At 60.7% G+C, this 22237-nt stretch carries 18 protein-coding genes; 13 read left to right on the top strand and 5 right to left on the bottom strand.

Annotation, left to right across the window (positions count from 1 at the left end; all coding sequences use genetic code 11):
• Nucleotides 1–116: 116 nt before the first annotated feature.
• Together Q363_RS34290 and Q363_RS34285 are read left to right on the top strand one after the other, a co-directional pair.
• Nucleotides 117–722 carry a TetR/AcrR family transcriptional regulator gene (locus Q363_RS34290; protein ID WP_157468244.1) on the top strand — a complete coding sequence of 202 codons (606 nt, stop codon included), beginning with the start codon at nucleotides 117–119 and terminating at the stop codon, nucleotides 720–722.
• 79 nt (nucleotides 723–801) lie between these two features.
• Nucleotides 802–2592: an AMP-dependent synthetase/ligase gene (locus Q363_RS34285; RefSeq protein WP_035359514.1), complete on the top strand. Its 1791-nt coding sequence runs from the start codon at nucleotides 802–804 to the stop codon at nucleotides 2590–2592.
• Between the two features lie 4 nt (nucleotides 2593–2596).
• Here the strand turns inward: Q363_RS34285 and Q363_RS34280 are convergent, their stop codons facing one another.
• Nucleotides 2597–3106: a hypothetical protein gene (locus tag Q363_RS34280; protein WP_051979740.1), complete on the bottom strand. Its 510-nt coding sequence runs from the start codon at nucleotides 3104–3106 to the stop codon at nucleotides 2597–2599.
• 106 nt (nucleotides 3107–3212) lie between these two features.
• Between Q363_RS34280 and Q363_RS34275 the strand changes: the two genes are divergently transcribed.
• From Q363_RS34275 to Q363_RS34265, 3 genes are all read left to right on the top strand, one after another.
• Nucleotides 3213–4250, top strand: coding sequence for an MBL fold metallo-hydrolase (locus Q363_RS34275; protein WP_084081043.1), 1038 nt, complete (start codon nucleotides 3213–3215; stop codon nucleotides 4248–4250).
• Nucleotides 4251–4290: 40 nt separating this feature from the next.
• On the top strand, nucleotides 4291–5334 hold the full coding sequence (locus Q363_RS34270; RefSeq protein WP_035359512.1) for a 6-phosphofructokinase: 1044 nt from the start codon (nucleotides 4291–4293) through the stop codon (nucleotides 5332–5334).
• Between the two features lie 146 nt (nucleotides 5335–5480).
• A complete protein-coding gene (locus Q363_RS34265; protein ID WP_035359510.1) occupies nucleotides 5481–5732 on the top strand; it encodes a helix-turn-helix domain-containing protein in 252 nt (83 codons plus the stop codon).
• A gap of 68 nt (nucleotides 5733–5800) precedes the next feature.
• Here the strand turns inward: Q363_RS34265 and Q363_RS34260 are convergent, their stop codons facing one another.
• Nucleotides 5801–6679 (bottom strand): metallophosphoesterase, encoded by an 879-nt coding sequence (locus Q363_RS34260; RefSeq protein WP_051979739.1) that lies wholly within the window; start codon nucleotides 6677–6679, stop codon nucleotides 5801–5803.
• A gap of 72 nt (nucleotides 6680–6751) precedes the next feature.
• On the opposite strand from Q363_RS34260, the gene Q363_RS34255 reads away from it, so the two are divergent.
• From Q363_RS34255 to Q363_RS34225, 7 genes are all read left to right on the top strand, one after another.
• Nucleotides 6752–7837, top strand: coding sequence for an aminopeptidase P family protein (locus tag Q363_RS34255; RefSeq protein ID WP_051979738.1), 1086 nt, complete (start codon nucleotides 6752–6754; stop codon nucleotides 7835–7837).
• A 37-nt stretch (nucleotides 7838–7874) separates the two neighbouring features.
• Nucleotides 7875–8372: an acetyl-CoA carboxylase biotin carboxyl carrier protein gene (gene accB, locus Q363_RS34250; RefSeq protein ID WP_035359506.1), complete on the top strand. Its 498-nt coding sequence runs from the start codon at nucleotides 7875–7877 to the stop codon at nucleotides 8370–8372.
• Nucleotides 8373–8432: 60 nt separating this feature from the next.
• Nucleotides 8433–9818, top strand: coding sequence for an acetyl-CoA carboxylase biotin carboxylase subunit (gene accC / locus Q363_RS34245; RefSeq protein ID WP_035359505.1), 1386 nt, complete (start codon nucleotides 8433–8435; stop codon nucleotides 9816–9818).
• Nucleotides 9819–9910: 92 nt separating this feature from the next.
• Nucleotides 9911–10597 (top strand): thiamine phosphate synthase, encoded by a 687-nt coding sequence (gene thiE / locus Q363_RS34240; RefSeq protein ID WP_051979737.1) that lies wholly within the window; start codon nucleotides 9911–9913, stop codon nucleotides 10595–10597.
• An 84-nt stretch (nucleotides 10598–10681) separates the two neighbouring features.
• Nucleotides 10682–11599, top strand: coding sequence for a glycosyltransferase family 2 protein (locus Q363_RS37320; RefSeq protein WP_051979736.1), 918 nt, complete (start codon nucleotides 10682–10684; stop codon nucleotides 11597–11599).
• 130 nt (nucleotides 11600–11729) lie between these two features.
• Nucleotides 11730–13241 (top strand): APC family permease, encoded by a 1512-nt coding sequence (locus Q363_RS34230; protein ID WP_051979761.1) that lies wholly within the window; start codon nucleotides 11730–11732, stop codon nucleotides 13239–13241.
• A gap of 19 nt (nucleotides 13242–13260) precedes the next feature.
• Nucleotides 13261–14868, top strand: a complete 1608-nt coding sequence (locus tag Q363_RS34225) for an amino acid permease (RefSeq protein WP_035359501.1) — start codon at nucleotides 13261–13263, stop codon at nucleotides 14866–14868.
• A gap of 265 nt (nucleotides 14869–15133) precedes the next feature.
• Here the strand turns inward: Q363_RS34225 and Q363_RS34220 are convergent, their stop codons facing one another.
• The 3 genes from Q363_RS34220 to Q363_RS34210 form a co-directional block, all read right to left on the bottom strand.
• Nucleotides 15134–17824 carry a hypothetical protein gene (locus Q363_RS34220; protein WP_084081042.1) on the bottom strand — a complete coding sequence of 897 codons (2691 nt, stop codon included), beginning with the start codon at nucleotides 17822–17824 and terminating at the stop codon, nucleotides 15134–15136.
• Nucleotides 17825–17877: 53 nt separating this feature from the next.
• The gene (locus Q363_RS34215; protein ID WP_035359499.1) at nucleotides 17878–18642 is read right to left on the bottom strand and encodes an ABC transporter ATP-binding protein; all 765 of its coding nucleotides are present in this window, start codon (nucleotides 18640–18642) and stop codon (nucleotides 17878–17880) included.
• Nucleotides 18643–18789: 147 nt separating this feature from the next.
• The gene (locus Q363_RS34210) at nucleotides 18790–20190 is read right to left on the bottom strand and encodes an efflux RND transporter periplasmic adaptor subunit (RefSeq protein WP_035359498.1); all 1401 of its coding nucleotides are present in this window, start codon (nucleotides 20188–20190) and stop codon (nucleotides 18790–18792) included.
• 295 nt (nucleotides 20191–20485) lie between these two features.
• Here Q363_RS34210 and Q363_RS34205 point away from each other — a divergent pair, with 295 nt between their 5' ends.
• Nucleotides 20486–22213: a GWxTD domain-containing protein gene (locus tag Q363_RS34205; protein ID WP_035359497.1), complete on the top strand. Its 1728-nt coding sequence runs from the start codon at nucleotides 20486–20488 to the stop codon at nucleotides 22211–22213.
• Nucleotides 22214–22237 lie beyond the last annotated feature (24 nt).

The raw sequence follows: 22237 nt of genomic DNA, 5'->3' as shown, positions 1-22237 counted from the left end.
TCATTCTTGGCAAAGCCAGCCGCTTTCTTTAGAGTGACGGGGACTGGATACTTCCGGTTTCGAGGCTTGGACTGAAGAGCAAAGGAAGTACAACGGGGGCGGTGGCGGAGGCGGCGGTGAAGACAACGGCGCCAGCGACGGGGCCGGGGAGCGAGAAGTATCAGCGGATTCTGGACGCTGCCGTCGAGGTGATCGCCGAACGGGGGTATTTCAACTCACCGGTGAGTGCGATTGCGAAGCGGGCCGGCGTAGCCGATGGGACGATCTATCTCTACTTCAAGAGCAAGGACGATGTGTTGCGGACGGCGATCGATACGACGTTTGCAAAGTTCTACCGGCAGGTGGAGGAGAGGTTCGATACGCTCAAGGGGCCGAGGGAGCAACTGGAGTACATCGCCGAAGTTCATCTGGAGAGCCATCAGGTGAATCGCAGCATGGCCGTGCTGATGCAGACGGAGATGCGGCAGAGCGCGAAGTTTATTGCCGAGTTCTCGCACCATCACCTGGTGAAGTATATCCAGGTAGTCCGCGAGGTGATCCGCCGTGGCCAGCAGGAGGGCATCTTTCGGCAGGACGTCTCGGACGGCGTGGTGGCGCACTGCATGTTCGGGGCGATCGATGAGTTGCTTAGCTCAGCGGTGTTCACGGGGCGCACGTATGATGCGAAGCAGACCGCACGGCAGGTCATGGATGTGCTGATGAACGGGATTGCGGCTGAGTGAAATGGGTGCGGTGGTGCAGTCGCGAGCGAACCGCAGATTCTTCGATTTGGATTGCCGGTTGATAAGGGACAGGAAAAGCATGTTTGATCTGCGGACGGTGAATGATGTTCTGGTGCGGGCCACGGGGCGTGGCGATCGTGCCGTGATGATGACGCAGGATGCGGCGGCAAGCTGGTCTCCGATCTCGTCAGTGGAACTGTATGGGCGAGTGCGCGCGCTGGCGGATGCGCTGCGGGGATGGGGGCTGGGCAAGGGAGACCGGGTGGCGATCCTGTCGGAGAATCGCTGGGAATGGCCGGTAGCGGACTTTGCGGTGCTGGCGATGGGCGGCGTGGATGTTCCGCTGTATCCGACGCTGACCCCGGAGCAGATCGGGTACATGCTGCGGGACTCGGGCACGAAGGTTGCGATTGTCTCGTCGGCCGAGCAGTACGAGAAGTTGAAGGCCGCCGGAGACCTTCCGGAGCTGGAGCATGTGGTGGTGATGGATGCAGGCGAGTTCGCTGGCGCGGAAAGCTTTGCTGCGCTAATGAAGGATGCGGAGGCCAAGCAACAGAGGGACGCCGAGTTCGATGTGATGGTGAAGACGGCGGCGCGGCCCGAGGACCTGGCGACCATTATCTATACGTCGGGAACCACGGGCGAGCCGAAGGGCGTGATGCTGACGCACGGAAACCTGGCGAGCAACCTGAACTGTTCGACCGGATCACTTGGACTGGGGGACAAGGACGTCTGTATCTCGTTTCTTCCGTTGTCCCACGTGACGGCGCGTCACCTGGACTATGCGCTGATGTGCCACGGAACGAAGCTGGCCTACTGCGCGAAGTTCGACCAGCTGCCGCAGGCGATGAAGGTGATGCATCCGACGATCTTTGTGGCGGTGCCGCGAGTGTACGAAAAGATTCGGCAGGCGGTGGAGGGCAAGTCGGCCGCATCTCCGGTGAAGTCGAAGATTCTGCAGTGGGCGCTGGGTATAGGCAAGTCACATCGTGCAGAGACGTTGGCTGGCAAGGAACCGGGAGGTTTGAGCTGGAAGCTGGCGAAGAAGCTGGTATTCGGAAAGATCGGTGAGGCGTTTGGCGGACGAGTGAGGATATTCATCTCAGGTGGTGCACCGCTGGGCATGGATACGGCCGGATGGTTTGCCGATGCGGGGATTCGCATCTTCGAGGGCTACGGGCTGACGGAGACCTCCCCGGTGATCGCGCTGAATTATCCGGGGGCACACAAGATCGGCACCGTGGGCAAGCCGCTGGAGAACGTCCATTGCAGGATTGCGGAGGACGGCGAGTTGGAGGTGAAGGGCCCGTCGATCTTCGTGGGGTATTGGAAGAAGGACCAGGAGACGCGCGAAGCGTTTACCCAAGACGGGTTTTTCAGGACTGGCGATATAGGCAACATCGATGCGGACGGCTTCCTCTCGATTACGGACCGTAAGAAAGAGCTGCTGAAGACAAGTGGCGGAAAGCTGATTGCCCCGGCGCCGATCGAGAACAAGCTGAAGTCGAACTCGCTGGTGGGGAACGCGGCGATGGTGGGGGACAAGCACAAGTTTGCGAGTGTGCTGATCTCGCCGAACTTTGCTGCGCTGAAGGGATGGGCGGAGGGTCAGGGGATCACGACAGACGATCCCGCGTCGCTGGTCAAGGACCCGAAGGTGGTGAAGGTGTACCAGGAGATTGTGGACAGGGTCAACCTGGAACTGGCACACTTTGAGAGCATCAAGCGGGTGTGCGTGGTTCCAGATGAGTGGAGCGTGGAGGACGGTACGTTGACTCCCAGTATGAAGCTGAAGCGCCGCGTGGTGGGGGAGAGATACGCGAGCCAGATCGCGGGCTTCTACGCGGACGAGGCCACGGCGAAGGCTTGAAGCGCTATCCTCCAGCTGGCTTTTGCGGATAGATAAGCGAAAGAATGAAGCGCACGGTAGTGGTGGGAGCGTTATCGGGCCGCTGGACGTTGTAGTAGTACTGGAAGCCAAGGGTCATAGGCTGTCGTTGAAAGACGAGGGTGCGGCTGATGCCGTCGCCGACCGGGATGGTCCACTTCTGGCCGTCGGCAGCGGTCCAGTCCGCCGTCATGCTGGGAGCAGATGCGAGTGCCCATCCTTTGCCGAAGTTGTAGTTGATGAAGTACTGCCAAAGGAAGGCGTTGAGCTTCGGCTTGCCGTTGGCATCGTGCATGGGCGAGAACTGGGTGAAGAGCGAGCCGAGGACGAAGGGGCCGGGGCTGGGCTGCTCCAGGCTGCGTCGACGGCGGAGTAGCCTGGCTGCGGACGAACTGTGGAGAGCACATGAGAAGGACGCTGAAGGCCGCACGAACTGCGCGCATGTAGTCTCCCTGGTGGTGTTATCTCCGGTGTGGCGTTGTAGGTTGTATGCCATCGGCTGGCAATGCGTTGCCTCGATGAGAGTTACGACGCGAAGTCCCTGACCAACTGATCCGGTCTATCATGTGCCGAGGCGCATACCATTAATGGGAGGATGAACGATGGTGGAGCGTTCGAGTGTGGCGGAGCGCAGGACGATGCTTCGGCGGGCCGCGCAGGAGGAACAGCGGTACGTGAACCCCGTGCCGACGACGGTGGGTGGATGGGAGACAATGCGCAAGGCTCTCCCGCTTTATCTCAGCGGTAAAGAGGAGAAGGTTCCACGGGTTCCGCCAGGGCCGTTCAAGACGGATGCAGGAGCGTACGCGACTCCGCCTGAGAGTGGATTGCGGGTGACATGGATGGGGCACTCGTCGACGCTGGTGGAGATGGATGGGATGCGGGTGCTGCTGGATCCGGTTTGGGATGAGCGGGCGTCTCCACTGCGATGGGCGGGGCCGAAGCGGTTCTTCGCAGCTCCCCTGAAGCTGGAAGAGATGCCGCAGCTGGATGTGGTTGTGGTTTCGCATGACCACTACGATCACTTGGGCGAGTCGACGATACGGGCGCTGGCAAAGATGGCGAAGCTGCGCGAGACGGAGTGGGTGACGTCGCTGGGGGTGGGCGAGATTCTGGAAGACTACGGAGTGAAGCGCGAGCGAATCACGGAGCTGGACTGGACCGACACTATAGGGGATGAGTCGCTCAAGATTACGGCGCTGCCGTCGCGGCACTTTTCGGGCAGGGGGATGTTCAATCGCTTCGAGACGCTGTGGTCGTCGTTTGCGCTGAGAGGTTCCCACCACAATGTGTACTATGGCGCGGACTCGGGATGGTGGCCGGGGTTCCAGGAGATTGGTGCGGAGTATGGGCCCTTCGACCTCACGATGCTGGAGATCGGAGCGTACAACGAGCTGTGGAAGGATATTCACCTCGGGCCGGAGGGAGCGGCGCAGGCGTTTGAAGAAATGGGAGGCAAGGGGCTGCTGATGCCGATTCACTGGGGGCTATTCGACTTGGCGCTGCATGGTTGGCGGCAGCCGATCGAACGGATGATCCAGATCGCCGAGGAGAAGGGGATTGCTCTGTGGATTCCCGAGCCGGGGTCGCCGACGGAGGTCGTGTCAGGGGTCACGGTGCGGTCCGAATGGTGGCGCTGACACTGCGGTATGATTTTGCCGTCGTAGCAAAGGAGATTCGATGCGTATTGGAATGTTGACGGGCGGCGGCGACTGCCCCGGGTTGAATGCTGTCATACGGGCTGCTGTGCGAAAGGGAATCCAGCATTACGGGGACGAATTTGTTGGCTTCATGGAGGGGTGGCGTGGCGTCATCGACAACGTGACGATGCCGCTCGATCTGAAGACGACTTCGGGGATCCTACATAAGGGTGGAACGATCCTTCGCTCCTCGCGCACGAACGTGAAGAAGATTCCGGGTGGGTTTGAGAAGTGCTTGGAGACGATCGAGAAGAACAAGTTGGACGCGCTGATTGCTCTGGGTGGAGATGACACGCAGTCGATCTCGCTGGCGCTGAGCGAGCGCGAGGTGAAGTGCGTAGGGGTTCCTAAGACGATCGACAACGACCTGAGCGGAACGGACGTCTGCTTCGGGTTCGATACTGCTGTGACGATTGCGACGGAGGCGGTGGACCGGCTGCACTCGACCGCCGAGGCCCATAACCGTGTGCTGGTGGTGGAGGTAATGGGACGCGACGCGGGATGGATTGCAATCACGGCGGGAATCGCTGGAGGAGCGGATGCGATCCTGGTTCCGGAGAAACCGATCGACATTGACGAGGTCTGCCGTCTGCTGAAGTATCGCCACGATCATGGCAAGAAGTTCGCGATTGTGGTGGCGGCGGAGGGGGCGCAGTTTCCCGAGGGCGGGCAGGCGACTCAGGGGACCAGCGTGGATTCGTTCGGTCATGTGCGACTGAGCGGCATCGGGCAGGCGCTCGCAGAGGAGATCGAGAAGAGGACGAAGTACGAGACCCGGAGCGTGAACCTGGGGCACACTCAACGCGGCGGTACGCCGACTGCTTACGACCGGATGCTTGCGACACGATATGGTGTGGCCGCGATCGACCTGGTTCATGCGGGCAAGTTTGGCCAACTCGTGGTTCTGAAGGGGACGCAGATCACGAGCATTCCCATCGCGGACGCGATTTCCAAGACGCGGACCGTGGGAGAGGATCTATTTGACGTGATGACCAGCCTGCAGCCTCCGAAAAGCACTGTTTAGTCTCTGGTTATCAGTTAGTTGTTGGTAAATAGCTCAAAAAAGTGATTGAACGGGCAGGAAAAAGGGAATACAAAGAGTGTGCCGGGTTAAGCGGGCTCTCCCGATTTTTCGCCCGTTTCTTTCTGGAATTGGAGTGGTCTATCCCAATGGCACAGGCACAGACGGCACCGCGCGAGGTCATGGATATCCGGCAGGCGTCGGAGTATCTCGGCATCAGCGGAGATACGTTGTACCGGTATGCCTCGGAGGGATTCATCCCGGCATTCAAGTTGGGAAACCGCTGGCGGTTCAAGAAATCCCTGCTGGATGCGTGGATGGATGAGAAGAGCGGTGTAAAGCCCTCGGCTCCGGCAATCGTGACTCCGAAGCAGAAGAAACCGGCGGGACGGGCGCGGTAGTAGCACGATAAAGCGGAGGCTCAGATCATGCGCCAACTGCTTCCGTTCAAAGAATAAGTACGTAACTGTCAGGCCTGCTGCAGAGTGTGGAGGGTGACCTCAGGCGGGCAGTTGAAGCGAAACGGAAGCCCCACAGAGCCGAGGCCCCGGTTGACGTAGAGCTGCATCTTGCCGAACTGGAAGTGGCCCATAACGTACTTTTGGCCCATAGGCGGCAGAATAAGCGGGCCGTAGAAGGGCATGCGGACTTGGCCGCCGTGGGAGTGGCCCGAGAGCATGAGGTCGACGGACTGGCCACGCGGATGCTGGACCACGGTATCGGCGTAGTCGGGCTCGTGCACCATGAGGATGACAGGGCCGTCGGGCCTTTGAGGGATCGCGAGGTCGAGGTCGGGGTGGCTGGTTCCGGCGTCGTCAGAGCCGCACAGCCAGAATCGCGCACCCGACCGCTCGATGGGAACGTGTTGGTTAACCAGGAGAGGAATTCCACGGGAGCGCAGCGCATCGCTGACAAGCGAAGCGCTGACGGCGACGTCGTGATTGCCGAGGACAGCGTAGGTCTGAGGCGCTTTGAGGGTGCTCAGTATCTCGGTAGAGCGGTAAGCTGCATGGCGGCTGTTGATGAAGGTCAGCGAGCCTCGGGTGATGAAGTCGCCGGTGACAAGGACGAGGTCAGGTGAGAGCGCGTTGATGCGATGTACGACGTACTCGAGGAAGACGGGCTCCGTGAACTCGTCGAGGTGAATATCGGAGAGTTGGGCGATGCGGAAGCCGTGAAAAGGCGCGGGGAGATTGTTGATTCGTATGGTGGTCTCGACTAGGTCGATCTCGTGTCGGGCGATCTCTCCGGAGTAAAGAGCGAGACCTGCCGCGGCAACGCCGGAGCCAAGGATGAATTTGCGACGGCTAAGGCCGGACGGCAAGGAGCCGCGTAATGTAGCGGGCATACTCCAATGATAACGGCTTGTGGACGTCAGCTGCCCCGTGTCGATCTTTCAAGGTTGAGTAGAATCAAAGAAATGAACTTTAGAGCGCGTAAGAGACGAGCGGCCGGGGCAGCGAAGGCGGCGGGGGGAGATGGGCTGCTGGTGACGCACCTGGCGGACGTTCGTTATCTTTGCGGATTTACGGGATCGAACGCGGCGCTGGTGCTGGCCGGGGCCAGGGCGGTGTTGTTTACCGATGGCCGGTACACCGCGCAGGCCAAAGACGAGGTGGCGGGGACGCGGGTCGTGATCGCGAAGAAGCCGGCCGTGACAGCAGCCTGTGAGTGGATGGTGGAGGTGGGGGTGAAGCGCTGCGGCTTCGACGCCGTGCATACAACCGTGGCGGCGTTCGAGACAATGCGCAAGGCCGTTCCCGCGAAGGTGCGGCGAGGGATGTTTGTCGCGGTAGAGCCGCTGGTGGCCCGGCTCCGCGAGGTCAAAGATGCTGATGAGATCGCGAAGATAAGAGCTGCCGCTGAACTTGGAGGCAAGCTATTCGATGAGATGCTGGGGTATCTTCGCCCGGGATTGAAGGAGATGGAGGTCGCTGCGACACTGGAGCATGCTGCACGGATGGCCGGCGCCGAGGCGATGTCCTTTGAGACAATCGTCGCATCGGGTGAGCGCAGCGCGCTGCCACATGGACGCGCGAGCGGCGCTAAGCTGCCGAAGCGCGGCTTCGTGACCTTGGATTTTGGTGTCGTGCTGAACGGATATATGAGCGACATGACCAGGACCGTTCACCTCGGAAAGGCGCGCCCGGAAGAGCGGGAAGTGTATGATGCGGTTCTGGAAGCGCAGGAGACTGCGGTCGCGGCAGTGGCCACAGGCGTGACCGCGGGCGAGGTCGATGAGGCCGCGCGGAGTGTGCTGCGAAGAGCTGGTCTGGAAGAGTACTTCACGCATTCGACGGGCCACGGAGTCGGGCTTGAGATTCACGAGGGCCCGAGGCTTGCGGCAAAGCAGACGCAGGTGCTCCAGCAGGGGATGGTGATCACGATCGAGCCTGGAGTGTATATGCCGGCCAGGTTCGGATTACGGATTGAGGATATGGTTCTGGTGACAGCGGCGGGCAGCGAGGTGCTGACGCCGAGTGTGAAGGCCTGGATCGAGCTTTAACAACAAGAGAAGTGCCGCAACAGGCACGGGAGAGACGATGGACGGAACAAAGATGCAAGAGCTTCGCGAATTGGTCGAATTTTTGAAGGCGAATGAGATCGCCGAGTTCGACATGGAACAGGCCGACCTGAAGGTAAGGATCAAATTTGCTGGTGAGCCCGCGGTGGTTCAGCCGAGCGGTCTGGATCTGGCGCAGCTTAGCCGGCTGATGACCTCTCATGGCGCGGCCACTCCTGTTGCCGCTCCCGTGGCTGCAGCGCCGGCGCAGACGCCTGCTGCGGCGGCTGAAGAGAAGCTCCACGAGGTAAAGTCGCCCATCGTAGGGACGTTCTACGAATCGCCGGCTCCCGGCGCGCCGCCGTTTGTTCAGGTGGGCGACCAGGTAGAGGTCGGGCAGGTGCTCTGCATCGTCGAAGCGATGAAGCTGATGAACGAGATCGAGTCCGATGTGGCAGGCGAAGTGGTGAAACGAATCGCCACCAGCGGGCAGCCGGTGGAGTATGGGCAGGCGCTGTTCGCAATCAGGCCGCGATAGCAATTTCGTATTCGATAACGGATTCGTTAGCACAGGTTTCGACGGAAGGCATCTGCATTTATGTTTCGAAAGGTACTGATTGCAAATCGTGGGGAGATCGCGCTGCGCGTAATCAGCGCATGCAAGGAGCTCGGCATCCGCACGGTTGCGGTGTACAGCGAGCCGGACAGGAATTCGCTGCATGTGAAGTTTGCTGATGAGGCGATCTGCATCGGGCCCGCACGTTCGGCGGAGAGCTACTTGAATGTTCCGGCTGTGATCTCGGCTGCCGAGATCGCGGATGTAGATGCAATCCATCCGGGCTACGGTCTGTTGAGTGAGAATGCGAACTTTGCCGAGGTATGCCGGGCGTCGAACATCAAGTTCATCGGGCCTCCTCCCGAAGTAACGCGCATGATGGGCGAGAAGTCGACGGCGCGGCAGACGATGAAGAAGGCAAAAGTCCCGATCCTTCCCGGCTCCGACGGCGTCATCGCAAGCGAGGGGGAGGCGCTCGAGTGGGCGAAGAGCGTGGGCTATCCCATCATTCTGAAGGCCGTTGCCGGCGGCGGCGGACGCGGTATGCGTATCTGCCGCAACGCCGAGGAGCTTCCGGCACTCTACAACCAGGCCTCGACTGAGGCGGCGAATGCGTTCGGCAATGGCGACCTGTACATGGAGAAGTTCATCGAGCGGCCCCGGCACATCGAGTTCCAGGTGCTCGCGGATGAGCACGGCAACGTGATGAGTCTGGGCGAGCGTGAGTGCTCGATTCAGCGTCGTCATCAGAAGCTGATCGAAGAGGCTCCGAGCCTGCAGGTGACTCCGAAGCTACGCGAGGAACTGGGCAAGACTATCCGCAAGTCGCTCGAGAATATTGGCTATTGGAACGCTGGAACGATCGAGTTCCTCATGGACGAGGACGGAAAGATCTACTTCATCGAGATGAACACTCGCATCCAGGTGGAGCACTGCGTCACGGAGATGGTGACGGGGATCGATCTGGTGAAGGCACAGCTGAGGATCGCTGCGGGTGAAAAGTTGAGCTCCATCGTGACCGGGCCGGTGGAGATTCGGGGCCATGCCATCGAGTGCCGCATCAATGCCGAGCATCCGGAGAAGTTTACGCCGAGCGCGGGAAAGATCACCGCGTTCAACGTGCCTGGGGGCAACGGCGTGCGCGTCGACACGGCACAATATGCCGAGGGCGTTGTTCCACCATACTACGACTCGATGATTGCTAAGCTGATCTGTCACGGCAAGGACCGCGAAGAGGCGATGAACCGGATGCAGCGAGCGCTAAGTCAATTCGTCGTTCAGGGAATCCATACCACGATTCCGCTGCATCTGCGGATCTTTGCCGACGAGGAGTTTCGCGCCGGCAAATTCGATACCAAGTTCATGGAGAGGTTTCTGGAGCGGCAGAGGGATGCTCAGGGCCTAGGTGCCAATTCCGGATCACGCTAGGCACGGCATCGAGCTTCCCCTCCAGGCGACGATTTACGCGTGATGCGAACTACAGCACCTGGCCGCTCTTTACCAACTTCAAAGGGGGCGACATGGGAAAAACTGCTCGAGGTCGACTATCATCGCGTGCCCTGAGACTGCCCCGCCTCTATCCTATCGTCGATGCGGAGATGCTTGCCAGCCGTGGGCTTGCGCTGAGCTGGTTTGTGGAGAAGTTGCGCGACGCGGGGGTAACGCTTCTTCAGTATCGCGACAAGCGGGGAACGGACGAGGAGAGTCTGCGTAACGCGAAGATCATCGATGAGGTCTTTCGTGGACACAGTCCCATGCTGGTGATGAACGATTCTCCCGTCCTTGCGATGCTCTCAGGCTGGAACAAAGTGCATGTTGGGCAGGGAGACGCCGCGATAGCGGAGGCCCGGGCAGTATTGCAGCCGGGAGGGATCGTTGGCTGTTCGACCCATACCGACGAGCAGGTGCAGTCCGCCGATGCCGCCGGCGCAGACTATATCGCGATTGGGCCCGTCTTTGCGACGTCGACTAAGGCCGATGCGGAGCCGGTGGTAGGCCTGCAGGGTGTCAAACGAGCGCGTGAGCTTACGACGAGGCCACTGGTTGCCATCGGCGGAATTCTTCCCGAGAATGCAGGCAGTGTCATTAGGGCTGGTGCGGATTCGGTCGCCGTGATCGGCGCTCTGCTGAATCGGGAGCCCGGAGCGGTGGTTCGAGCTTTTCTAAAGAGCATGCCTCGACCGGAACGGAACCAGTCGGTGCGATAGAGGGTTGACAGTAACGTCTGCTTGCTGACGATTTGCTATGCTTCGGCTAAGCGAAACAAGTGGAAGAGCCTTCAAGGTGGACGGATGACGATGGTGGAGAGGGAACTAGAGCCCATAGACGGTGCGGTGACGGTCGTCATCCCTGTCTATAACGGCGAGCGGTTTATCCGGCGTGCCGTGGACAGCATCCTGAAGCAGACCTATCCGGTGAGTCAGATCATCGTCGTCGATGATGGCTCGAAGGACCGCACCCGAGAGATTGTCGAGACAGAGTACAGCGAACAGGTCACCCTACTCTGCCAGCAGAACGGCGGACCGGCTAAGGCAAGGAATGCTGGATTGCGCGTGGCGACAGGCGAGTTCATCGCATTTCTCGATGCGGACGACTGGTGGGAACCGGCGAAGCTGACAACGCAGATCCGAGTGCTCCAGGAGCATCCGGAGGCCGTAGGGAACTACACCGGGCTGCGTGTGATGACCGACGAGGGCGTTCACCTGATCGATCTGAAGCCGGTGGATCATACAACGCTTTGGCCGACCCTCAGGTGGTGCAACCCGGGAATCCCGCCGTCGTCGGTTCTGCTCAGGCGCTCGGCGCTGGACAAGCTGGGACGCGGCTTCGATGAGAGGCAGATGGGAAGCGAGGACTGGAACCTGTGGTTCCGTTTAATCGCAACCGGATCGTTCTGTGTGTGTCCCGAGCCGCTGACCGACTACCGTTCCAGCGCGGGCGGTCTCAGCGGAGACGCCCACCATATGTTCAACGACTTTATGAAGATGCTGGATGACGTCCTGCTGGCCGACATGACCGGACTGCGGCGCATTCTGTGGCGCAAGCGCATCATCAGCTATCAGGCGTTCAAGGCATGCCTGACGGCTCGGGCAGCGGGCGATAAGGCGACCGAACGCGAGTACATGAAGAAGTCGGTAATAGAGTGGCCTTCGCCGTTCTGGGCTCCGGAGCGCTTTCGTTTCTTCGCCCTAACCCTGATGAGGACCTAGAAGGACGACGCTGCTCAGTTTCAATTAGTGAGAGACTTTCCCGTGCATTTACGATAGAAAAGACTGCAACGTGAAAGTTTCTGAAAATCAACCGGTCGAGTCCTCCTCTGCTCCGCAGTTCGTTCAGGGGATGGGGCTGTTTTCGGCGACGGCGATCGTCATGGGCTCGATGATTGGGTCGGGCATCTTTATCGTCTCCGCGGACATGTCGCGGGTCCTGGGATCGCCGGCGCTGCTGATCGCAGCCTGGCTGGTGACCGCGGCGATGACGATCATCGGCGCACTGAGCTACGGCGAACTGGCCGCGATGATGCCGAAGGCGGGTGGGCAGTATGTCTACCTTCGCGAGGCACTCGGGCCGCTCTGGGGATTTCTCTACGGCTGGACGTTGTTCCTTGTGATTCAAACCGGAACCATCGCCGCTGTGGGCGTTGCGTTCGGCAAGTTTCTCGGTGTCTTCTTCCCGTCGGTAAGCGCGAGCAACTGGATCTGGCATATCGGGCACGTTCCGCCGTCGCATGTAGGGCCGATGGTGCTGGGAAACATGGACCTGGGGCTGAATACTGCCAATCTTGCCGCGATCGTCATCATCACCCTGCTCACGATTCTGAACACGCTGGGCGTGAAGATGGGTGCGGCGGTTCAGAATCTGTTCACCTCGGCGAAGGTGCTGGCGCTTGCCGCCGTGGTGCTGGTCGGCGTGGTGGTCCGCGATTCGGCGGCCCTCGCGGCAAACTTTGGTGAGGGCTGGCACAACTTCTGGGCTGGAGCGGGATGGGAGACGCTCCATGCGTCGCAGCCGGGAGGCAGCGAGTATGTAGGCCTGCTGACGATCCTGGCGATTGTGCAGGTTGGTTCGCTGTTCAGTGCCGATGCCTGGAACAACGTGACCTTTACGGCCGGCGAGATTCGGAATCCGAAGCGAAACCTCCCGCTGTCGCTCGCCATCGGGACCGGCGTGGTGCTGCTGCTGTATATCCTGTGCAACTTCGTCTATCTGAGCGTGCTTCCCCTAGCGGGCGATCCCCACGCCGCGACCATCGCAGGGCGCGGAATCCAGTTCGCGACCGAGGACCGTGTCGCCACGGCAGTGATGGAGCGCGCATTCACTGGTTCCGGCGCGAAGCTAATGGCGGCGGCGATCCTGATCTCCACCTTCGGGTGCGCCAACGGCATGCTCCTCGCAGGCGCGCGCGTCTACTATGCGATGAGCCGGGACGGCCTTTTCTTCAAGTCCGTCGGAAAGCTCAGCGAGCGTTCCAGGACGCCAGTGAACTCGCTGTGGGTGCAGTGGGCGTGGACCTGCTTGCTGTGTCTCTCGGGCAGCTACGGGCAACTGCTGGATTATGTGATCCTTGCCGTGCTGATCTTCTACATCCTGACGATCGTGGGGCTGTTTGTGCTGCGCAGGACGCGGCCGGAGGCAGTGCGACCCTACCGGGCGTTCGGATATCCGGTGTTGCCGGCCCTTTATATCGTTATGGCCAGCTGGATTAGTCTTGTACTATTGCGTTACAAACCTCAATATACTTGGCCGGGGCTGATCATCGTTCTGCTTGGTGTTCCGGTGTATCTGGTATGGAGGCGGCAGGGCGCAGCGCTTGATGCGGATGCCGCTGAGTTGAGAACGACCGGAATGTAAGGAGAACCAGAGAACGATTATGTCGATGCTGTTTGCGAAGAAATCGATGGATGTGCTGATGACCGAGGCTCAGGCCGAGGGCGAGCATACGCTGGAGCGCGCCCTGGGTCCGTTTCAGCTGACCGCGCTGGGTGTGGGAGCTGTAATCGGAGCGGGCATCTTTGTGCTCGCCGGGCTTGGCGCGCACTACGCCGGACCGGGACTGATGCTCTCGTTCGTGCTCAGCGGTCTGGGATGCGCGTTCGCGGGACTCTGCTATGCGGAGTTTGCGGCGATGATCCCGCTGGCCGGATCGGCCTACACCTACGCGTACGCGACGCTGGGCGAGCTGGTCGCCTGGATCATCGGCTGGGACCTGACCCTCGAGTACGCGATGGGCGCGAGCACAGTGAGTTCGGGCTGGTCAAACAACTTCGTCGAGCTGCTAAATGTCTTCAACGTGAAGTTTCCGCTGTGGCTGGCTTACGACCACTGGACGGGACTGAGGAAGGCGATGGAGGAGGTGGCCCGCGATGTGATGGCGACGAACTTCTCCTCGCTGGTTCCGGGGACCCAGGAGTACATCAAGGAGATGAGCAACCTGATCGCGGCGCCGTCGGCGCAGATGACGGCGCGGGCGCACCAGGTGCTGGGCGCTCCGGTTCTGTTTGGCCACGAGATCGGCATCAATCTTCCGGCGCTGCTGATTGCGCTCGTCATCACGACGATTCTGGCCATCGGCATCAAGGAGTCGGCGAAGTTCAACTCGACGATCGTGGTGGTGAAGGTGGCGGTGGTGCTGTTCGTCCTTGGGCTCGGCGCGAAGTACGTGCACCCCGGCAACTGGGGCTCGAACTGGCATCAGTTCGCTCCGTTTGGGCTGAGCGGTATCGGCGCGGGAGCGGCGTACATCTTCTTTGCGTATATCGGCTTCGACGCGGTCTCGACGACGGCGCAGGAGGCGAAGAATCCGCAGCGGGACCTCCCGATCGGCATGATCGCCTCGCTGGCGGTCTGCACGCTGCTCTATATCGGCGTGGCGGCGGTTCTCACCGGGATGGTTCCCTGGCAGTCGGTGAATATCGAGGCTCCGATCGCGCGTGCGTTTCTCGACCGCGGGCTGACGTGGGCGAGCGACATCATCGTCGTCGGCGCGCTGGCGGGTCTGACGAGCGTGATGCTGGTGATGCTTCTGGGGCAGACGCGTGTGCTCTACGCGATGGCCAGCGATGGGCTGCTGCCGAAGAAGTTCTTCGCCGAGGTGCATCCTCGGTTCCGCACGCCGTTCAAGAACACCTTCCTCGTGGGTACTCTGGCCGGCCTGGTGGGTGCGGTGACCCCGATCGACGACATTGGCAAGATGGTGAATATCGGTACGCTGCTGGCGTTCGTCATCGTCTGCATCTCCATCATCGTTCTGCGCAGGACCGATCCGGAGAAGGCACGCCCCTTCCGCACGCCATGGGTTCCTTTCATTCCGGTCATGGGCATCCTGTTCAACGGCTACATGATGGTGAAGCTCGGCTGGCTGAACTGGGCGCGACTGATTGTCTGGCTGGCGATCGGACTGATTGTTTACTTCACTTACAGCGTGAAGAACAGCAAGGTTCGGCAGCGGCTGGACAAGTCGGTCAGCGTGAATCGGTAGGCCCCTCCCCTTGGCTTGTTGCGCAAAGTCTTCATTCCATGAAAGATAGCCTGGTACTTCGGTTCGAAGTACCCCAAATGAGGAATGCCCTGATCGCGGTCAGGGCTTCTTTCATTTGGGGATCCTTGTTAAAAGGATAACGGATGAGTGGTAATTAATCGGCACTTCTTATGTATCTCATTCCACAATGCTTATTCGCAAAGGGGGCTTGACACGATTTTCGGGTAGCTACGCTGTGGAAATCTCGTTTCAGGCCCCGTCTGCGCTAATGGGTAAGTTGATCCTGCTGCGGTGGGGTCGTCTGGGGGGTGCTGGACGGCGGACTGGAGGCAGAAGGTTCTGGCACGGGCGCTTGCGGAGGCGGCGGTGTCTGAGGAGAGGTAGTTGGTGGAGCTGAGGTCACGGTGGGAGCAGGCGCGGGGGTGCGCTGGATCTGGATCGGGAGGGTTACCGTGTTGGCCGAGGTGGGTTCATCACGCAGTTTGAGGTAGAACCCTGTCTTTGGTGGACGGGGCAGTGTGATGGCGGTTCCTACGAATCCTTCCGGGACATCGATGGGGTTGGTAAAGGCGGCATCGGTGGCAAGTGAGTCAACCAGGTAGAGGTCAGAACCGGTCAGTGTGCAAAGTGCGGTGACGTCCGGGGGGCAGTGAAGCTCCTGAAGCTCGGGCAGGCGGACGAGGGTAGCGAGCGGAATCCAATCACCGGGCGTGCCGTCGGAGGCGACGACGCGCAGGCGCAGAGGCCCAAAGGCAGAGGTCCCGAAGGCCTTGAGAGGATCGAAGGTTCCGAGAACGGTATGGGAGTTTTGAAGGACCAGTGATCCGGAGGCGACGGTTAGATTGGTTCGCAGGCTGTCGTCAGTGCTGGCGATCTCCACCTGGCTATTACGTTGAAATGGCACGGCCGAGTGCAGGGAGAAGGTGAGCTTCTGACCGATGGGAAGCGCATCGGCATTCGCCAGATGGATAGGTGAGGACGACTGAGAGACGTTGCGGCTGATAAGAGTAACTGATGGCCGCTCCGGTGCAATCTCAAGTGGAAGACTAAGGGTTCGGCCGTCGCGAAGAGAGACGTGTGCGACGATATGGTCTCCGGGGTGGAGCTTGGGTGCGTCCGTTCCGTTGGGGAGTGCGAGCGAAAGAGTCTGAGTCGCCCCGGAGGAAGTGGCGCCGCTGACGGAAGAGGGGGTGCCCACCGGCGAAAAGGTCAGGTCGTTGAGGGTAAGTTGGCGGACCTGATCGAGACTGGTTCCGGTAAGCGTGGCCGAGGTGTCGCCGGCGTGGAGGACGAGAGCGTTGAGCTGCGCTGGCTCGGAGAAGGTCTGGGCGGTGACAGCGGCTGTGGCAGCGCCCCCGTACTGATGAACGTCGAGGTGAATGTTGCCGGGATCGACGGACTTGAGGGAGAGGGTCACGTCAACGACGTTGGGTTTGTCGGAGCGCTTCCACGCGACCTCGGTCTGGCGGCCGGAGGAGGGTTCGAAGGTGATGGACTCAATGCAGGCTGTGCCGGTGGAGGAGAGGGTGAGGTGATTGTCACGGCCCGCGATGAGAACGGACTCGGTTGAGAGCTTCCATCCGGTTCCCGGCACGTCCTGCAGGGGGAGGGTAGGGCCGGTGTAGGGATCGAATCCCCAGAAACCGGTGATGGTTCCGGTGAGCGGCGTCCGAGGAGAGTCCGGGCTAGAGGGAGGAGTGGGGGACTTCGTCTTTTCCGCCTCGGGTTTTGCGCTGGCATCGTCAGCGGGCAGGGGCAGTGCCTTGCGTTCATGGGTGGAGGCGAGGACGAGGCCGCCCTTGAAGGCGTCCGGGGTTAGCGGGATATCCTGACGAGCTTCGCTATCGTTAATGTGCAGCACAAGGTCATGCGCGAATCCTGTTGAAAATACGAGAGGTGCTCCTTCGACGGGAAGAACCACGTTCGGACGGAGCAGGCAGGTGACGTGGCGAGGATCGGCGGCGCGGAGGGGCGGCGGGACCGCATTCTGAATGGCGGGCAGGCCAATGACGATGACGGATTTGGGGTTGTGGAACGAAGGTGCCGTGTTCAGGCGGAGGTTAAGCTGCTCAGCCTGAGGGAACGAGATGGCGGGGATGTACTGGTACTGGGCGGTGTGGAGATTGCCCATCAGGCGGACCAGGTCGACGACGGCGCCGACGTAGGCGCTGTAGAGGCCGCCGCCAGCCATGGAGGTACTGGCTGCGGCACCGAGGAAGGCGGATGCGTCGTTGCCGGAGAGCATGGAGACGACGGTCTGGCCGTGGCCGTCATCGAGCAGGGTCTGGGTCCCGGTCTGGGTGAGACAGGTGTACTGCTGGTCGACGGGGCGGTTGAAGCAGTCCTGGTTGGGCTTGAGGTTGAGGGTCCGGGCGAGAAGGTTGGAGTGGTCCAGGAGGGCCTTGGGGTCTCCGGGAGGCGCTTGCTTGATGGAGTCGAGGTACTTCTCGATCCGTGCCTGTTCAAAGCCAGCCTCGGCGAGGTCCTGGGTTGCGCGGACGAAGACTCCCGGGCGTCCCTGGACGGCGGAGCGAAGGGTGGCGAAGTCGCCTCCGGTCTCGGGAGCGAGGAAGAGGATTGCCTGCTGGGCCTCAGCAGGCACGGTGAGGGTGGCACCCTCTTCACGGACCTTTTTGTTCCAGGTCTCGATCTTGGTGAACCAGGTGTCGGGCGGGGGATTGGTGGTTCCGCGGAGGAAGGCGGCCACGAGGAGGTAGTGAACGGACTGGGTGCGGGGGAGGTCGGCGAAAAGCCACAGCTTGTCGCCCGCCTTGAGATTGGGGACGGCGGCGATAGGCAGGGTCTTGCCATCGCGGGTCACACGGATGTCGATGCGCGGACCGGTGAGATCGAACCGGCCAGCGGACTGAGCGTAGGACAACGAGCAGGCGAAAACGAGTCCCGTCGATGCAGCAATAGCAGCGGCGCGCAGGCGGCCGGAGAGGATTGCCATCATGCTATTTTAGACGGCCCAGGGCCGGAGTGAGGATGCAACAGATGACCTAGTGTTTAAGCATTGCTACTGGTACGGATGCGTGAAGATACGTGGTCGCTGGCGATGACGCCGTCGCGAATCGTGACGATGCGATGGGCATACTCGGCGATATCGGGCTCGTGGGTGACCAGCACGATGGTATTTCCCTTGGCGTGAAGCTCGTCGAAGAGCGCCATGATCTCGTCGCCGGTCTTGGAGTCGAGGTTTCCGGTAGGCTCGTCGGCCAGGATGATGGAGGGGTTGTTGACCAGGGCGCGGGCGATGGCGACGCGCTGACGCTGACCGCCGGAGAGCTCGTTTGGTTTGTGGAGCATGCGCGTGCCAAGGCCAACGCTCTCGAGCACGGCCTTGGCACGCTCGGTGCGCTGGCCGGCGGGAGTGCCGTTATAGATGAGGGGCAGCTCGACGTTGTGGAGCGCGGTGGCGCGGGCGAGCAGGTTGAAGGTCTGGAAGACGAAGCCGATCTCCTTGTTGCGGATGCGCGCAAGCTCGTCGTCGTTGAGTTCAGAGACGTCATGGCCATTGAGCCAGTATTTGCCCTGCGAGGGCGAGTCGAGGCAGCCGATGAGGTTCATCAGCGTCGACTTTCCCGAGCCGGAGGGTCCCATGATGGCGACATACTCGTTCTGGCGGATGCGGAGATTCACGCCTCGGAGAGCATGGACCTGCTGGTCGCCCATCTCATAGGTCTTCCAGAGATTGTCGGTGACGATGATGTCGCCGGGGCGTGGGCCCGCGACGGTGGCGACTGCGGTTTCGACTGCGGTTTCGATGGCCATCCGGTTCTCCGGTGTGGTGCGATTCTAGGATAGTACGTTTCCGGATTAGGTACGTCGCGGAGGGCGTACCAGTTCCGTGGAGGAATCGGGATTCGAACCCCGGGCCCGGGCATTCTGCGTGCGCGGCGGCCTGGTCGCGTCTCTGGTTCAGGACTTCTCCGCCTCAGACTCGGGCGTGTTATCTCGTTTGACGGGCGTACCGCTCTTGAGGGCTCGGAGAATTTTGTAGCGGCCGGTCACAATTTCGTCGCCCTGATTCAGACCGCTGAGGACCTCGATTTCGGTGGCTCCGGTGACTCCGGTGGTCACGGGGACAAAGACTGCGCGAAGCTTCTTGTGCTCGTTCTTAAGGACATAGACGCCCTGGACGGTCTGGCCCTTGCCCGCGGGAGGAGTCGTGCTGGCCGCCACGCCTGATGCTCCGGGCATCTTGCCGTTGTTGGCTGCCAGGACCTTTTCTGTAGCCGGGTTGCGCTGGACGAGCGCCTGGATCGGGATAGTCAGGGCGTTCTGTTGGTGCGCTGTGGTGATCTTGGCTGTGGCCGAGAGGCCGGGCCGCAGGTCGTCGGAGGCCTGGTCGAGGGTGACGACGACCTTGAAGTCCTTGGCCTCCTCGGTTCCGGTGGTGCTCTGGGTGGTCGAGAGGCCGGTTGTACGGAGCAGAGCCTGGTCGCCGACTTCGGTGACATGACCCTTGAAGATGCGGCCGGGCAGGGCGTCGACGGTAACGTCGGCGGGCTGATTCAGGCGGACGTTGACGATGTCGGTCTCGTCCACCTTGACCTCTGCGGTGATGACGGACATATCCGCCAGGGTCATGATGGTGGATCCGCCGGCGTTCTGGATTCCGACGACGACGGTCTCGCCCTCGCGGACGGGGACGTTGGTGACGAGGCCGTCGAAGGGAGCGCGGCTGATGGTCTTGTCGAGCGAGTCGTAGTTGGCGCGCTGCGAGGCGATGGCCTGGTTGACGTGGGCGCGCTGAGACTCCGTCTGGGCCCTGGCCTGCGCGTGCGCTGCCTCACGCTGGGCCAGCGTGGCGACGGCCATGTCGTAGGCGGCTTTTTTGGCGTCGAAGTCCTGCTTGGGGATGAGCTTCTCTTCGTAGAGGGACTTGGCGCGCTCGTAGTCGAAGTGCTTCTGCTCGAGGTCGGCTTTGGCCTGGGCGATGTTGGCCTCGGCGGTGCGCTCAGCAGCCATCATGCTGTTTACGTCGGTCTTCGAGCTCTCGATGGCGGCCTGCTGTGCGGTGACCGTCGCGGAGGGCTGGACGTTCTCGACGGTGGCGAGGACGGTGCCCGCCTTGACGTGGTCACCTTCCTTCACGTTGAGGCGGGTGATTCGGCCGAAGGCGGTCGCGCCGACGTTGACGTAGGTTTTGGGCTTGATCTGGCCGGTTCCGTTGACGATGGAGACCAGGTCCTGGCGCACGACTCTGCCGGTGGCTACCTTGGTGACGGAGCCTTGGCCTTTGATGACGCTGCCGATGACGATGCCTGCGAGGACCACGACAGCAACTACAATCAGAACAATTTTCTTTACGCTCATCGATGCTTTCTCTGCGCTTCTCCTCTCTGCTGATGCAGGGAGCGCTTCAAGGGGTTGACCGCCTGTCCTAGCGTTACGGAAAGGCTCGGGTTCCGGTTCCGTAGATCTCCGTGAGTGTTGAGTTAGCGGGAGATAGTCCGCCTTGTATGCCCAAACGATCTTAGGCACGTCTAAACAGGACACTGTCTTTGTGCCAAAGATGATAACAGGGTCCCAAAGCGGCGATGGAAAGGCTTGTAACCAAGACGTAACCGGCCCTACAATACAGGTTGGTATCAGGAGTGTTTCCAGCGTTATGACGACCTTGCGTCACCTTGTCTGCGGTACGGCGTTTCTCTCTCTTGCGTTGTTCAGCGGCCGCGCGGCCGTGGCACAGGCGCAGAGCGCTCCGGATGGAGTGACCCAGGGTGCGCCGACCGAGGAGAAGCCAGATCCACTGAAGCGCCAGCCGAGCGACAAGGAAAAGTTTGCCCAGCAGAAGGCTCTGCGGCAGGAGTTGAAGGGCGTCTACAAGAAATGGCTGGACGAGGACGTCCGCTGGATCATCACCGACCAGGAGATGCAGGCGTTCAAGCACCTGAGCAATGACGAGGAGCGCGACAGCTTCATCGAGCAGTTCTGGCTGCGCCGCAATCCGAATCCTGAGTCTCCGGACAACGAGTATCGCGACGAGCACTACCGGCGCATCGCCTACGCGAACGAGCGCTTCGCGGCGGGCAAGCCGGGATGGAAGACCGATCGCGGCCACATCTATATTGCCTACGGCAAGCCGGACTCGATCGACTCTCATCCGAGCGGCGGCAACTATCAGCGTCCGATGGAAGAGGGCGGCGGCAATACCTCTACGTACCCGTTCGAGACGTGGCACTACCGTTATATCCAGGGCGTCGGCGACAACATCGACATCGAGTTTGTGGATACGTGCATGTGCGGCGACTACCACATGACGATCGACCGCTCGGAGAAGGACGCTTTGAAGTACGTGCCGGGGGCCGGTGCGACCATGTACGAGCAGATGGGGCAGGCGGACAAGAAGGACCGCTTCTCGGGTGGTGGTCTTGAGCAGCTGGGCGCAGGTCCGATGTCCACAATGAACCAGTCGAAGCAGTTCGACCGGCTGAACACCTTCGCCAAGCTTCAGGCTGCTCCTGAGATCAAGTTCAAGGATCTCGAGAGCTACATGGTGACCTCGAAGGTCCTGACCGGCCCTCCGTTCCTCTTCGATGTCCGCACCGATTACGTGAAGGTAACCAACGAAACGATTCTGATTCCAGTGACGCTGCAGATTCGCAACAAGGACATCACCTTCCAGAATAAGGACGGCGTGGCAACAGGAACGGTGAATATCCTGGGCCGCGTGACGAACCTGAACAAACGGCCGATCCAGACGTTCGAGGAAACGGTCACGGTGCAGGTGCCGAGCGAACTGCTGGGGCGCACGCAGAACAACGCCTCCGTCTATTGGAAGGCGCTTCCGCTGCGGCCGGGCCTATATAAGGTGGACATCGTTATTAAGGATGTGAACAACCCGGACCACATCGGACGCTGGCAGCGCAGCGTGAACGTTCCCAAGTACGACGACGACCGGCTGGCAACCTCGTCGCTGATCCTGGCCGATCAGATGGAGCGCGTGCCCTCCAAGGAAATCGGAGCGGGCAACTTCGTCATCGGCAACACGCGTATCCGTCCGCGGGTGTCCTCCGGCGGTACGCAGCCGGTAATCTTCCACCGCAATCAGAACTTGAACTTCTGGATGCAGGTGTATAACCTCGGTATCGACGAACAGAGCAAGAAGAACGACGCGACGATCGAGTATCAGGTAACGAATCTGGCGAACAACCAGACGATCCTTGAGACTCAGGAGCAGACGTCGAAGACGAACCCGAACTCGGATCAGGTGACGCTGGAGCGGTCGATGCCACTGACGAGCCTGGAGCCGGGCAAGTATCAGATCACTATTAAGGTAAATGACGGAATTTCGAAGCAGCAGATCGCAGAATCTGCACCTTTTGTGGTAGATTGACGTTTTGTAGTGGAAGAACTTCAG

It is taken from the genome of Edaphobacter aggregans DSM 19364 (genome assembly GCF_000745965.1).
GTDB lineage: Bacteria > Acidobacteriota > Terriglobia > Terriglobales > Acidobacteriaceae > Edaphobacter > Edaphobacter aggregans.
Note: the sequence above shows the minus strand (reverse complement) of the source record. Positions and strands in the feature narration are given on the sequence as shown.